Genomic DNA, 13480 nt, shown 5'->3' on the forward strand with positions numbered 1-13480 from the left:
CGGCAACCTCTTCGGCGATACGCGGCAGGGCCCGCCCCAGGGCGGCGCGCCGCGCCCCGTACCGCCCCAGGACAACCGGCAGGACGCCTTCGGCGGCGGCCGGACCGCGCCGATCCCGCCGCAGCGCCGCGCCCCGCGAGGCGAGGGGCAGGATGGCCGGCCCCAGCTCCCGCCGCGCGGCGGCCCGCGCGCCGAGCTGCCCGGCGGCACCCCGCAGCCGCAGCACCCCGCGCCCGCCGAGCGGCAGCAGCCCCCGGCGCCGTGGGAGCCGCAGGCCCAGGACGCCCCGCGCGGGCACGACGAGCCGCGCGGCCCGCGCCAGGGCTTCGCCGCGCCGCGCGACGACAGCGGCCCCGGCTCGACGGCGCAGTTCCCCGCGATCACCCCCGGCATGGCGGCCCCCGACGGCGCCGGACGCTACGAGACGCCGGGCGATCCCGCGTCGACCGGCGGCTTCCCCGCCGCGGACCCGGCGAACGCGCGTGGCCCCCAGGGCGGATACGGCGCGCAGGACACCGGTGCCTGGGCGCGCCCGCAGGAGGGCTACGCCCCGCAGGGCCAGGACGGCGGCTACCCGCCGCACCAGGACCAGCGCCAGGACCCGCAGCGCCACCCGCAGCCGAACCAGGGACCGCGCCAGGGCGCCCCGGCGCCGCAGGCCCGGCAGGAGTACGGCTACGACGAGGCCGCGCACCGCCAGGGCGGTTGGTCCCCGCAGGACACCGGGCAGTTCGCCGCCCCCGGCGGCGACGGCGCCCCCTACGGGCAGCCCGGCGGCTACGACAGCGGGCAGTACCCGGCCGCGTCCGGCACGGGGCAGTTCCCCGCCGCCGCGCCGCAGGAGGGCCCGTACCGGCAGGACCAGGGCGCGTACCAGGGGGCGTCCGAGACCGGGCAGTTCCCCGTGCCGCAGCAGCCCGGCCCGTACCAGGACCCCGCGCAGACGGGGCAGTTCCCCGCCCCCTCGCAGACCGGCGGGTTCCCGGCCGCCCCCTACCCCGGGCAGAGCCGCCCCGAGGCGTACGCCGACGGCCGCAACGCCGGCCCGGGCAGGCCCGGCCCCCAGGCGCCGCAGGCTCCGCAGCAGGGCCAGGGCGGTCCGCAACAGGGCCAGGGCGGGTTCGCGGTCAGTGAGACCTCCTCCTTCCCGGTCAGCACCGGGTTCGAGCCGCCCCGGGGCCCGCGTCCCGACGGGCCGCCCGCGCGCGAACTGCCGCGCCGCGGCCCCGCCGAGAACGCGCTGCCCCCCGCCGGTCCCGGCGACGGGCGCACCCCGCTCTACGACACCCTGGAGACGAGCTGGTTCCGCGGCCCGCAGCCCGGCGGGCCGGAGCAGCCGCCGGAGCAGCCCGAGCCGCGGCGCGCGGCCGAGCCGCCCCGGGCCGGCCGTCCCGCCGAGGAGGCCCCGCGTCCCGCCGCCGCGCCCGAGCGGGCGGAGGAGCCGGCCGGGCAGGGTCCCGGCGCGCTTCCCGCGCAGGTGGGCCAGGACAGCTGGCGCGCCTCTCCCAACGACGAGCTGGTGCGGCAGGCGGAGCGGGTGCGGCAGCCCTCCGCCGGCGGCGTCACGACCTCCGGCCTCCCGCGCCGGGTGCCCCGCGCCAACCTGGTGCCGGGTACCGCTCAGCAGCAGCCTCAGCAGCAGACCGGTCCCCAGGTCTCCCGGGCGCCCGACGACGTGCGTGGCCGGCTGACCAATCTCCGCAGGGGCATCCAGCAGGGCCGCTACCAGGCCGGCAACAGCCTGCGTCCGTCCGGTGAGAACCGGCCGGACGAGGGCTACCCCCGCCCCTCTCACCAGCAGGAGCGCTAGTTGACCCCCATGAGCCAGGCGGCACAGAACCTGAACTGGCTGATCACCAATTTCGTGGACAACACCCCCGGGGTGTCGCACACGGTGGTGGTCTCCGCCGACGGACTCCTCCTCGCGATGTCCGAAGGCTTTCCCCGCGACCGCGCCGACCAGCTCGCGGCCGTGGCCTCCGGTCTCACCTCGCTCACCGCGGGTGCTTCCCGGATCTTCGAAGGCGGCACCGTCAACCAGACGGTCGTGGAGATGGAGCACGGCTTCCTCTTCATCATGTCCGTCTCGGACGGCTCTTCCCTCGCCGTGCTCGCCCACCCCGAGTGCGACATCGGCCTCGTCGGTTACGAGATGGCCCTTCTGGTGGACCGGGCGGGGGCCGTGCTGACGCCGGACCTGCGTGCGGAACTCCAGGGCGGCCTGCTCAACTGACGTCCGCTCAACGCCACCCGCCCGGCCGCGTCAGCCCCCCACCGGCCACAGCCTTACGGCGCCGAGACCATCCGCTGTTCCGCCCGGAGGATTGCATGACACCGCCCACCGCACCGCACGACCCGTACGGGAATCCGCCCTCCGCCGGCTACGCGGTCGAGGGCGACCAGCCCCTGGTGCGGCCCTACGCGATGACGGGCGGCCGGACCCGGCCCCGTTACCAGCTCGCCATCGAGGCGCTGGTCAGCACCACGGCGGACCCGATGCAGATGTCGGGCCTGCTCCCGGAACACCAGCGGATCTGCCACCTGTGCCGCGAGGTCAAGTCGGTGGCGGAGGTCTCCGCTCTTTTGACGATGCCCCTCGGCGTGGCCCGGATTCTCGTCGCCGACCTGGCGGAGGCCGGTCTCGTCGCGATCCACCAGCCCGGCGGCGACGAGAACGCCGGCGGCCAGCCAGACGTGACACTGCTCGAAAGGGTGCTCAGTGGACTTCGCAAGCTCTAGCGGCGAACCGGGACGGTCGACCACCAGCGCGAAAATCGTGGTCGCCGGCGGCTTCGGCGTGGGCAAGACGACCTTCGTCGGCGCCGTCTCGGAGATCAACCCCCTGCGCACCGAAGCCGTCATGACCAGCGCCAGCGCCGGCATCGACGACCTCACCCACACCGGCGACAAAACCACCACCACCGTCGCCATGGACTTCGGCCGCATCACCCTCGACCAGGACCTCATCCTCTACCTCTTCGGCACCCCCGGACAGGACCGCTTCTGGTTCATGTGGGACGACCTCGTCCGCGGCGCCATCGGCGCCATCGTCCTCGTCGACACCCGCCGCCTCGCCGACTGCTTCCCCGCCGTCGACTACTTCGAAAACTCAGGACTCCCCTTCGTCATCGCCCTGAACGGCTTCGAAGGACACCAGCCCTACACCCCCGACGAAGTACGCGAAGCACTCCAGATCGGCCCCGACACCCCCATCATCACCACCGACGCCCGCCACCGCGCCGACGCCAAATCCGCCCTCATCACCCTCGTCGAACACGCCCTCATGGCACGGCTGAAGTGATCCCGCCACCCGCGCGCGAGGGCGGGTGAGCGGCGCCGGACGGCGCCGTCGCGGGCGGCGACGGCGGCCGGGGGCGGCCTTGCGGGCCGCGCGGCGGGCCCGTCCGGCCCCGCTGTGTCCTTCGACACGGTGTCGACAACGTTCATAACGTTTCGACAGAGAATCGACCGCGCACCGCCACGCGCCGCGCCCGCCCGGTGCCGCTGCGCGCATACGAGTCCCGGCTTTTGCCGGGGCTCGTTCTTTTATGCCCCTTTTATTAGCATGGCGTGGCGTCCCTGGTGTCCGGAAGACCACTTCCGCAGAACGTTTGGCGGCGCACGGCGGAGCGTGCTGAAATCGCTGAACTGCCCAGTAGTGGGGGTGGCGAGCCGCCCGCTGTCGGGGGCCGGAGAACGTCAGCGGCACGCGTGAGGTGCCGGCGCCGAGAGGTTGTTGTCGAGTGAGGCGAAGCACGAAGGGCTCAGGTCCGGCGGAAGGGACCCGGGGTAACTTCACCCCGCCCGCCACCGCCGGGGCGCCCGCCGGAGTGCGGGAGAGCGGGAGCCCCGCCTCCGCCCGCGGCAGCCGGCTGTCCCCCCGCAACTGGCGGGTGCCGACCCGGCTCAACGCGATCCTGCTGATACCCGTCATCGTCGGCCTCGTCATGGGCGGTTTCCAGGTCAAGGGCTCCATCGACACCTGGCGCGAGGCGGAGGACGCCGAGCACACCGCGCGCCTCGTGCAGGCCGCGATGACGTACGGCAACCGGCTCATCGAGGAGCGCGACGTCAGCGCCGAGCCGCTGCTCGGCGGCGAGGGCGTCACCCCCGCCGTGACCAAGGCCCGCGCCGCGACGGACCGCGCGGCCCGCGCCTTCGGCGCCGCCGCCGCCGAGATGCCGCACACCGGGGCCCTCGACCGGCGCATGGCCGGCTTCCGCAAGGTCGAGCCGAAGCTCGCCGCGCTGCGCAAGGACGCGTACACGAAGAAGCTCGGCGGGGTGCGCACCGAGGAGGGCTACACCGAGGTCCAGCACCCGCTCATGGAGTTCGCCAACGAACTCGGCCTCGGCACCGGCAACATCACGAGCTACGGGCGCACCGTCTACGCGATCTCCCTCGCCAAGGCCGCGCTCTCCCTCCAGCGTTCCATCGGGACGCACCTGTGGGTCGCCCCCGGCCCCGGCGCGGCGGACGCCGCGAAGCAGCGCACCGCCCTGCCCTCGTACGCCTACCTGGAGGGGATCTCCGTCGAGGAGTACACCTCCGACGGGACCCCGGCGGACGTCGCGAAGCTCGACGCGGCCCGCGAGAAGCTCGCCGCCGACGCCAAGCGGGCCGGCGCGCGCGCCGCCGTCGAGGCGAAGGAGGCCGGGAAGAAGTACGTGGCGCCGCCCTCCCAGGAGGAGATGACCGCGCTGCTCACGCGGCCGGACGCCACCCACGACTCGCTCACCGCGCGGGGCGTGACGCCCGCGACGTGGTGGGCGACGACGACGCCCCGTTTCGACGCTTACCGCACGATCGAGTCCGGCCTGACGGACGAGGCCGTCACCGAGGCCGCAGGCATCGTGGACGACGCCAGGCGCGACACCCTCGTCGTGGCGGCCTCCGTCGTCGCCGCCCTGCTGCTCGCCTTCCTGCTCGCGGGGATGATGGCGCGGCAGATGAGCAAGTCCATGCGGCGGCTGCGCACGGAAGCCTTCGGGATAGCGCAGAACCGGCTGCCCTCCCTCGTCGACCAGCTCTCGCGCGCCGACCCCGGCCGCGTGGACACGCGGGTCACGCCGCTGCCGATCACCTCGACCGACGAGATCGGCGAGGTCGCCCGCGCCTTCGACCAGGTGCACCGCGAGGCGGTCAGGCTCGCCTCCGAGCAGGCGCTGCTGCGCGGCAACATCAACGCGATATTCACCAATCTTGCGCGGCGCAACCAGTCGCTCATCGAGGGGCAGCTCGCCCTCATCACGGACCTGGAGAACAACGAGGCGGAGCCCGAGCAGCTGGAGAACCTCTTCAAGCTCGACCACCTCGCGACCCGGATGCGCCGCAACGGCGAGAACCTCCTCGTCCTCGCGGGCGAGGAGCCCGGCCGCCGCTGGGACCAGCCGGTGCCGCTCGTGGACGTGCTGCGCGCCGCCGCCTCCGAGGTCGAGCAGTACGAGCGCGTCGAACTGTCCGGGGTCCCCGAGGCCGAGATTCACGGCCGCGCCGTGACCGACCTCGTGCACCTGCTCTCCGAGCTGCTGGAGAACGCCACGACGTTCTCCTCGCCGCAGACGAAGGTCCGGGTCACGGCGACGCGGATGCCCGACGGCCGCGTCATGATCGAGATCCACGACAAGGGCATCGGCCTCAACGCCGAGGACTTCGCCGACATCAACCACCGGCTCGCCAATCCCCCCGTCGTGGACGCGGCGATCTCGCAGCGCATGGGCCTCTTCGTGGTCGGGCGGCTCTCCGACCGGCACGGCATCCGGGTCCAGCTCCGGCCCTCGGGCGAGCAGGCGGGCACCACCTCGCTCGTCATGCTCCCGGAGTCGATCACGCACGGCGGGGGCGGCCAGCCGGGACAGGACGGCGAGTTCACCGTCTCCTCGATGATCCCGGCGCAGCACGGCGAGGTGCCCGGCACGGGGCACGCGCCGTTGCGCACCGCCGCCGCACTCGGCTTCGACGACACCCGTCACGGGGCCGGTCAGCACGCCCTGCCCGCCGGCGAGAACCCGGCCGGGCTCGACCCGGTGGGCCGCTCCCTGTTCCGCGAGGAGCGCCGCGCGGCCCTGGAGGCCCAGACGCACGAGCAACCGCCCGCGCCCGCGCCGTACCCGGGAGGAGACCCCGGCACCGCGTACGACACCGGCGCGTACGGCACGGGGGCGTACGACACGGAGGCGGGAACCGGCACGTACGGCGCGACCACCGGCACAGGCTCCGGCTCCGGCGAGTACGGCGCGGGCGGGTACGGCTCCGGCGAGGGATACGCGCCGGGCGGCTACCGGCCCCCGTACGAGAACGGTCCCGCCGCCTACCAGGACAACGGCGTGCCCGCCCACCCCGGCCAGCACGCCTACGCTCCGCAGCCGCCCCACCCCGGATTCCCGCAGGAGGCGTACTCCGGTGCCGCGCCCGCGATGCCGGGCGCCGAGGGCGGCTACCCGGCGCGGGAACAGGGTGAGTACGCCCCGCAGTCCGCCTATACGCCCTATCCGGAGCCTCCGCACACCCCGTACGCGCCGGACCCCGCCGGAAGCGGAACCGCTCCGGCCGCTCCCCACCAGGAGGAGTGGCGGCAGGACCCGGCGCGGGGCGGCGGCGCCGGGGGCGAAGCGGAATCCCGCGCACGCGCTCCCCAGGAGGACGCCGACCGCGTAGGCTTCGGCCCGCACGGTGCCGCCGCCGGGCAGGAGACCGGGGTGACCGACGCGGGTCTGCCGCGCCGGGTTCCCGCCCCGGGGGCCGGTGAGGTGACGGACCGTCAGGGGTGGGACAATGGCCCGAGCGGCACCCCGCCCCAGGACGGCTCCCCCGCGGGCGAGCAGCCGCAGGCGGAGCGGGACCCCGGTTCCCCGGCCGGTTCGGCCAACGAGGACCGTGCCCAGCGCGCGAGCGGCCTGCGCCGCCCGCAGGCGGGCGGGGTCACCTCCTCCGGTCTGCCGCGCCGGGTGCCCAGGGCCAATCTGGTCGAGGGCGCGGCGGAAGAACAGAGCCCGCAGGGCGGCCCCCAGGTCTCCCGCGCTCCCGAGGACGTGCGCGGCCGGCTGAGCCGGCTGCGCAACGGCGTCGCCAGGGGCCGCACCGCGGGAGGCGACACGAATGGCACGAATGGCCGGGGTTCCGGCCCCGACAGCACCTACGACCAGGAGCGTTAGCGTGAGCCCGATGAGCCAGGCGGCCCAGAACCTGAACTGGTTGATCACCAATTTCGTGGACAACACCCCCGGGGTGTCGCACACGGTGGTCGTCTCCGCCGACGGTCTTCTCCTCGCGATGTCCGAGGGTTTCCCGCGCGACCGCGCCGACCAGCTCGCGGCCGTGGCCTCGGGCCTGACCTCGCTGACCGCGGGCGCCTCGCGGATCTTCGAGGGCGGCACCGTGAACCAGACGGTGGTGGAGATGGAGCGCGGATTCCTCTTCATCATGTCCATTTCGGACGGTTCCTCGCTCGCGGTCCTCGCCCACCCCGAGGCCGACATCGGCCTCGTCGGCTACGAGATGGCCCTGCTCGTGGACCGTGCGGGCTCCGTGCTGACCCCGGATCTGCGCGCCGAACTCCAGGGTGGTCTGCTCAACTGACGCTTTTCTCAACCATCAGACAAGCGGTGCGTTTTCCCGTCCCGGGGCCTTAAGGTTTCGGGACGCGGTTCCGCACTGACGGCGCCCGGACAGCAGGAGGAGGAAGAACGTGACGACACCCCCCGGTAATTCGCCCGCCGACTGGTCCCACGGCCAGGGCGGGTACCAGGGTGACGGACCGGGTCCGCACTCCTTCCCAGGGCAGCAGCAGGACGAGCAGCGGCACACCGAGTGGCAGCGGGCCGAGTGGCAGTACGGGCAACAGCGGGAGCCGGCCCCCGAACAGCCGTACGGGCAGCGCCAGTCCTACGGGGAACAGCGGCCGTACGGCGAGCAGCGGCCGTACGAGGAGCAGCGGTCGCAGGAGGACGAGCAGGACCCCTTCGACGCGTACCCGTACCCGCACCCCGGCCAGCAGCAGCCCCGTCCCGCGCAGCCGCAGCCGCAGCCGCAGCAGCCGTCGCACGGGCGGCACCAGCGACAGCCCGTACAGCCCGCCGGGCCCCGCGCCCCCCTGCCGCGCCAGGACGCGCAGGGCGCCTCCGGTGGCGCGGCCGACCGCGGGCCGAGTCCGCTCGTGCGGCCCTACGCGATGACCGGTGGCCGGACCCGGCCCCGTTACCAGCTCGCCATCGAGGCGCTGGTCAGCACCACCGCTCAGCCTTCGCAGATGCAGGGGCAGTTGCCCGAGCATCAGCGGATCTGCAATCTGTGCCGGGAGATCAAGTCCGTAGCGGAGATCTCGGCACTCCTTTCCATTCCCCTCGGCGTGGCCCGGATTCTCGTCGCCGACCTGGCGGAGGCCGGTCTCGTCGCGATCCACCAGCCCGGCGGCGACGAGAACGCCGGCGGCCAGCCAGACGTGACACTGCTCGAAAGGGTGCTCAGTGGACTTCGCAAGCTCTAGCGGCGAACCGGGACGGTCGACCACCAGCGCGAAAATCGTGGTCGCCGGCGGCTTCGGCGTGGGCAAGACGACCTTCGTCGGCGCCGTCTCGGAGATCAACCCCCTGCGCACCGAAGCCGTCATGACCAGCGCCAGCGCCGGCATCGACGACCTCACCCACACCGGCGACAAAACCACCACCACCGTCGCCATGGACTTCGGCCGCATCACCCTCGACCAGGACCTCATCCTCTACCTCTTCGGCACCCCCGGACAGGACCGCTTCTGGTTCATGTGGGACGACCTCGTCCGCGGCGCCATCGGCGCCATCGTCCTCGTCGACACCCGCCGCCTCGCCGACTGCTTCCCCGCCGTCGACTACTTCGAAAACTCAGGACTCCCCTTCGTCATCGCCCTGAACGGCTTCGAAGGACACCAGCCCTACACCCCCGACGAAGTACGCGAAGCACTCCAGATCGGCCCCGACACCCCCATCATCACCACCGACGCCCGCCACCGCGCCGACGCCAAATCCGCCCTCATCACCCTCGTCGAACACGCCCTCATGGCACGACTGCGGTAAGCGGGACCCGGAACGCCGAGCGGGCCCGTACTCCTGGGCAGTATGGGCCCGCTCTTTTTCACGTGACGCTGATCAGCGCCAGCTGTGCGGGGCGTGGAAGCCGTTCTCGCGCTCCAGGCGGCGCCAGCCGGCGCGCGCGGTGCGGGCGGAGTCCGCGGTGGTGGGCGCGGCGGCGGTGTTGGCGGCGCGCGCGAGGAGCACGGCGGTCAGGGCCGCGAGCTCCTCGGGCTCGGCGTTGCCCTTCTCGACGCGCAGGAGGCCGGGGTCGACGGTGACGGGCTCGCTCATGTCGTTCCGTTTCTGCTTCGTAGGGGTGGGAGTGGCCTCGGGGGCGCTCACTGCGGCGGGTTGCCGTGCTTGCGCGAGGGGAGGTCGGCGTGCTTGGTGCGGAGCATCGCGAAGGAGGCGATGAGCACCTCGCGGGTCTCGGCGGGGTCGATGACGTCGTCCACGAGGCCGCGTTCGGCCGCGTAGTACGGGTGCATCAGCTCCGCCTTGTACTCCTTGACCATCTTCTGCCGCATGGCCTCGGGGTCGTCGGCGGCGGCGATCTGGCGCCGGAAGATGACGTTGGCCGCGCCCTCGGCGCCCATGACGGCGATCTCGTTGGTGGGCCAGGCGTAGGTGAGGTCGGCGCCGATGGACTGGGAGTCCATGACGATGTAGGCACCTCCGTACGCCTTCCGCAGGATCAGCGAGATCCGGGGGACGGTCGCGTTGCAGTACGCGTAGAGGAGCTTGGCGCCGTGCCGGATGATCCCACCGTGCTCCTGGTCGACGCCCGGGAGGAAGCCTGGGACGTCCAGAAGGGTGAGGAGCGGGATGTTGAAGGCGTCGCACATCTGCACGAAGCGCGCGGCCTTCTCGCTCGCCTCGATGTCGAGGACACCGGCGAGGGACTGCGGCTGGTTGGCGATGATGCCGACGACCTGGCCGTCGAGGCGGCTCAGAGCGCAGATGATGTTGGTCGCCCAGCGCTCGTGGACCTCCAGGAAGTCGCCGTCGTCGACGATCTCCTCGATGACCTTGCGCATGTCGTAGGGGCGGTTGCCGTCGGCGGGGACGAGGTCGAGCAGGGTGTCGCCGCGCCGGTCGGCGGGGTCCTCGCTCGCGGCGGCCGGGGGGGTCTCGCGGTTGTTCTGCGGGAGCAGCGAGAGGAGGTAGCGGACCTCGGCGAGGCAGGTCTCCTCGTCGTCGTAGGCGAAGTGCGCGACGCCGGAGGTCTCGGCGTGGACGTCGGCGCCGCCGAGCCCGTTCTGCGTGATCTCCTCGCCGGTGACGGCCTTGACGACGTCGGGCCCGGTGATGAACATCTGCGAGGTCTCGCGGACCATGAAGACGAAGTCGGTGAGCGCGGGGCTGTAGGCGGCGCCGCCGGCGCAGGGGCCGAGCATGACGGAGATCTGCGGGATGACGCCGGACGCCTTGGTGTTGCGCTGGAAGATGCCGCCGTAGCCGGCGAGCGCGGAGACGCCCTCCTGGATGCGGGCGCCGGCGCCGTCGTTGAGCGAGACGAGCGGGGCCCCGGCCGCGATGGCCTTGTCCATGATGTTGTGGATCTTCGCGGCGTGGGCCTCGCCCAGGGCGCCGCCGAAGATCCGGAAGTCGTGGGCGTAGACGAAGACGGTGCGTCCGTCCACGGTGCCCCAGCCGGTGACCACACCGTCGGTGTAGGGCTTCTTCGCCTCCAGGCCGAAGCCGGTGGCGCGGTGGCGGCGGAGCTGCTCGACCTCGTGGAAGGAGCCGGGGTCGAGGAGCAGGTCGATCCGCTCGCGCGCGGTGAGCTTCCCCTTGGCGTGCTGGGCCTCGGTGGCCCGGTCGCTGGGGCCGCGCAGCGCCTCGGCCCGTACCGCGAGCAGTTCCGCCGCGCGGCCCCGGGCGTCCTTGGGCTCGTCCGGCGTCGCGTCCGGCGTCTCGTCCAAAACGGTCATGTAGCGACCATACGAAATCGGGCGCGGCAAAGGGTCCGTCGGGTCCGGACAGTCTCGCGCGGCATTTCCTGGTGTTCTTGCACAGAAGTACGGGGAGGGAGCGCATCAGCCCTGCACAGCGGGGCGTGGCCGTTGTCGGGGTCCGACAAGAGGGGCGCGGGGTCCGGCGGAGACATGCGCCACAGCGGGGGCACGGGCCGGGGGCGGGCCCGCGCGGCTCCCGTGCCGTCCCGCCAGGTCACCCGAGCGGTCCCGCGCCGGGTGCGGGGCGGGACGGGGAACGCGAGCATGACACGTATGCGTGTGCGTGTTCGCACGGACACTCCGCGCTAGCTGTTGAAACTTGAACGGAATGGGTCTACTGTCGGCATCGTTGAAGGTTCAACTTCCACCGCGGGGCTTTCACCGGCCTTCCGTCCCCTTCGTATCCCAAGGAGCAGTCATGGGTCTCTTCGGCCGCAAGAACGAGAACACCGCCCCCGCCGGGACGGCGGAGCCCGCCGCCGTCAGCCCGGACCTCGCCGCCGTGACGGGCGACTACACGATCGACCCCGTCCACTCCACGCTCGGCTTCTCGGCACGGCACGCCATGGTGACCAACGTGAAGGGCTCCTTCAAGGACTTCGAGGGCAGCCTCCACCTCGACGGCTCCGACCCCGCGCGCTCCGGTGCCTCGCTCGACGTCAAGCTCGACAGCGTCGACACCGGCGCTCCCGACCGCGACGGCCACCTCAAGAGCGCCGACTTCTTCGACGTCGAGAACCACCCGCTCATGACCTTCCGCTCGACCTCGGCGAAGGCGCTCGGCGGCGAGGACTACCGCATCACGGGCGACCTCACGATCCACGGCACGACCAAGCCGCTCACGATCGACCTGGAGTTCAACGGCTCCGCGAAGGACCCGTTCGGCAACGAGCGCGTCGGTTTCGAGGGCAAGGCGGAGATCCTGCGCTCGGAGTGGGGCCTCACGTACAACGCGGCCCTGGAGACCGGTGGCGTGCTCGTCTCGGACAAGATCAAGCTGACGCTGGAGATCTCGGCGATCAAGAACGCGTGAGCGGAGCGGCGACGGGGCGCCGCACGGCGCGGACGGCGAGCGCCCGGCGGGAAGTGCGGCGAGATGTGCGGTGAGCGCCCGACGTACGGGGGGCGACTCCCCGGCCTGTTCCCGCCTCTCCCCCGTTCCGTTCCCGCCCCCCCCGGTGCCCCTCTCGGCGCCCTCCGGTCCGGCCGGAGGGTGGCGAGGGGGGCATCGTCGTGCGAGGGGGACGGGTGCCGGGGTGTCAGGCCGGGGCGTGGTGGGGCAGGCCGGCTGCGAGCGGGGTGCCGGTGAGGAGGGCGGCGGCGAGGTCCTCGCCGTACCAGCCGGTGGCCCAGGGGCCCCACCAGAGGGGGTCGGCCTCCCAGTAGGGGCGGCGGCCGAGCGCGGTGGGCACGGTGCGCGCCGCCGGGGTGCCGCCCGCGCGCAGGAGCGCGGCGTCGGCGGCACAGACGGGAACGGGGCGCGGGGCCGCGCCGGGGGGCGCCCAGGTCACGTCGCGGTCCGAGGCACCGTGCGCGGGGTCGAAGAAGCACGGGGGCCTGCGGTCGGGCACGGGGACGCCCGCGCGGCGGGCGCGCAGCGTCGCGAGGCTGTGGCCGCCCTCCGCCAGGGCGCGCGTGACGCCGCGCAGATCGGCGGGCGCGAGCACGGCGGCGAGGAGGGAGCGGGCCTGGTCGAGGGCGTCGAGCGCGCGTTCGTGGTCGGCGCGGCGGGTGTCGTCGGCGCCGGGTTCGGCGGGGTGGAAGTCGAGCCCTTCGAGCTGTTCGGTGAAGGCGGCGAGATCCTCCCCGGCCGCCGCGCGGAGTCTTCCGAGCACGTCGGCGCGGGCGCGCTCGCGGCGGACCCGGCGACGGCGCAGCACCGTTAACGTCCCCGCGAGGGCGAGGACGAAGGCGGCGGAGCCGATGAGGGCGGGGACGAGGGGGCCGTCGTCGCTCCGCTCGCCCAGGCCCCAGGAGGCGGGGGCGGAGCCGCGCGCGGAGCGCAGGGTGAGGCGGACGAAGGAGTCGAGCTGCCGAGGCAGGGACTGCGCGCGCACCGCGGAGACGGCGTGGCGCACCGTCGCGGCCGGGAGGACCCGCGCGTCGGCGCGCGCGTGCAGGGTGTCGCCGAGCCGTACCGCGTAGATCCCGGCGATCCCGGTCGAGCTGCGCAGCTCGTCCAGGAGCCGGCCCGCCGGGCCGCCGCCCGGGAGCACGGCGACGAAGACGGCGCGGTCGCCGTGCTCGATGCGCCGCTCCAGGGCCCGCTCCCCCGCCTTCGAGAACTGCGCGCGCATGACGGGGTCCACGTACACCGGATCGGCGCGCAGCGCCCGCGCGGCGGAGCGCACCGCGGCGTCCGAGGCGACCGCGTCCGAGGCGACCGCGGCCGGGGCGGCGGCGAGGAAGGAGCCCGACGCGAGCAGGAGCGAGAGGAGCGGGGCGAGGAGCCGGCAGGCGGCGGGGGCGGGGCGCCGG

At 73.6% G+C, this 13480-nt stretch carries 11 protein-coding genes and 1 pseudogene; 9 read left to right on the forward strand and 3 right to left on the reverse strand.

Annotation, left to right across the window (positions count from 1 at the left end):
• The 8 genes and pseudogenes from SSBG_RS06750 to SSBG_RS06785 form a co-directional block, all read left to right on the forward strand.
• A pseudogene (locus SSBG_RS06750) lies at positions 1-1810 on the forward strand (hypothetical protein); the annotation flags it as partial.
• Positions 1811-1819: 9 nt separating this feature from the next.
• Positions 1820-2233, forward strand: a complete 414-nt coding sequence (locus SSBG_RS06755; RefSeq protein ID WP_008745456.1) for a roadblock/LC7 domain-containing protein — start codon at positions 1820-1822, stop codon at positions 2231-2233.
• 95 nt (positions 2234-2328) lie between these two features.
• Positions 2329-2739 (forward strand): DUF742 domain-containing protein, encoded by a 411-nt coding sequence (locus tag SSBG_RS06760; protein ID WP_008745457.1) that lies wholly within the window; start codon positions 2329-2331, stop codon positions 2737-2739.
• On the forward strand, positions 2720-3301 hold the full coding sequence (locus SSBG_RS06765) for a GTP-binding protein (protein WP_008745458.1): 582 nt from the start codon (positions 2720-2722) through the stop codon (positions 3299-3301). The genes SSBG_RS06760 and SSBG_RS06765 overlap by 20 nt, the downstream gene beginning before the upstream one ends.
• A 442-nt stretch (positions 3302-3743) precedes the next feature.
• Complete coding sequence (locus SSBG_RS06770) at positions 3744-7154, forward strand: nitrate- and nitrite sensing domain-containing protein (protein ID WP_037869110.1); 3411 nt, start codon at positions 3744-3746, stop codon at positions 7152-7154.
• Positions 7155-7164: 10 nt separating this feature from the next.
• On the forward strand, positions 7165-7578 hold the full coding sequence (locus SSBG_RS06775; protein WP_008745460.1) for a roadblock/LC7 domain-containing protein: 414 nt from the start codon (positions 7165-7167) through the stop codon (positions 7576-7578).
• Positions 7579-7687: 109 nt separating this feature from the next.
• Positions 7688-8485, forward strand: a complete 798-nt coding sequence (locus tag SSBG_RS06780; RefSeq protein WP_037869111.1) for a DUF742 domain-containing protein — start codon at positions 7688-7690, stop codon at positions 8483-8485.
• Positions 8466-9047, forward strand: a complete 582-nt coding sequence (locus SSBG_RS06785) for a GTP-binding protein (protein ID WP_008745462.1) — start codon at positions 8466-8468, stop codon at positions 9045-9047. Before SSBG_RS06780 ends, SSBG_RS06785 begins: the two co-directional genes overlap by 20 nt.
• A 72-nt stretch (positions 9048-9119) precedes the next feature.
• Here the strand turns inward: SSBG_RS06785 and SSBG_RS06790 are convergent, their stop codons facing one another.
• Together SSBG_RS06790 and SSBG_RS06795 are read right to left on the reverse strand one after the other, a co-directional pair.
• On the reverse strand, positions 9120-9335 hold the full coding sequence (locus SSBG_RS06790; protein WP_037869113.1) for an acyl-CoA carboxylase epsilon subunit: 216 nt from the start codon (positions 9333-9335) through the stop codon (positions 9120-9122).
• 47 nt (positions 9336-9382) lie between these two features.
• Positions 9383-10978 (reverse strand): acyl-CoA carboxylase subunit beta, encoded by a 1596-nt coding sequence (locus tag SSBG_RS06795; RefSeq protein WP_008745463.1) that lies wholly within the window; start codon positions 10976-10978, stop codon positions 9383-9385.
• Positions 10979-11420: 442 nt separating this feature from the next.
• On the opposite strand from SSBG_RS06795, the gene SSBG_RS06800 reads away from it, so the two are divergent.
• A complete protein-coding gene (locus tag SSBG_RS06800; protein WP_008745464.1) occupies positions 11421-12035 on the forward strand; it encodes a YceI family protein in 615 nt (204 codons plus the stop codon).
• Positions 12036-12261: 226 nt separating this feature from the next.
• On the opposite strand, the gene SSBG_RS06805 is transcribed toward SSBG_RS06800, so the two are convergent.
• Positions 12262-13480 (reverse strand): hypothetical protein (locus SSBG_RS06805; protein WP_078491233.1); only part of this gene is annotated, 1219 nt, incomplete at its 5' end.

The sequence above is a fragment of the Streptomyces sp. SPB074 genome (assembly GCF_000154905.1).
Taxonomy (GTDB): domain Bacteria; phylum Actinomycetota; class Actinomycetes; order Streptomycetales; family Streptomycetaceae; genus Streptomyces.

Bases quoted from the DNA above. Each gene is read 5' to 3' on its own strand.
- SSBG_RS06760 (WP_008745457.1), top strand. From the start codon at position 2,329: ATGACACCGCCCACCGCACCGCACGACCCGTACGGGAATCCGCCCTCC.
- SSBG_RS06775 (WP_008745460.1), top strand. From the start codon at position 7,165: ATGAGCCAGGCGGCCCAGAACCTGAACTGGTTGATCACCAATTTCGTG.
- SSBG_RS06755 (WP_008745456.1), top strand. From the start codon at position 1,820: ATGAGCCAGGCGGCACAGAACCTGAACTGGCTGATCACCAATTTCGTG.
- SSBG_RS06795 (WP_008745463.1), bottom strand. From the start codon at position 10,978: ATGACCGTTTTGGACGAGACGCCGGACGCGACGCCGGACGAGCCCAAG.
- SSBG_RS06790 (WP_037869113.1), bottom strand. From the start codon at position 9,335: ATGAGCGAGCCCGTCACCGTCGACCCCGGCCTCCTGCGCGTCGAGAAG.
- SSBG_RS06800 (WP_008745464.1), top strand. From the start codon at position 11,421: ATGGGTCTCTTCGGCCGCAAGAACGAGAACACCGCCCCCGCCGGGACG.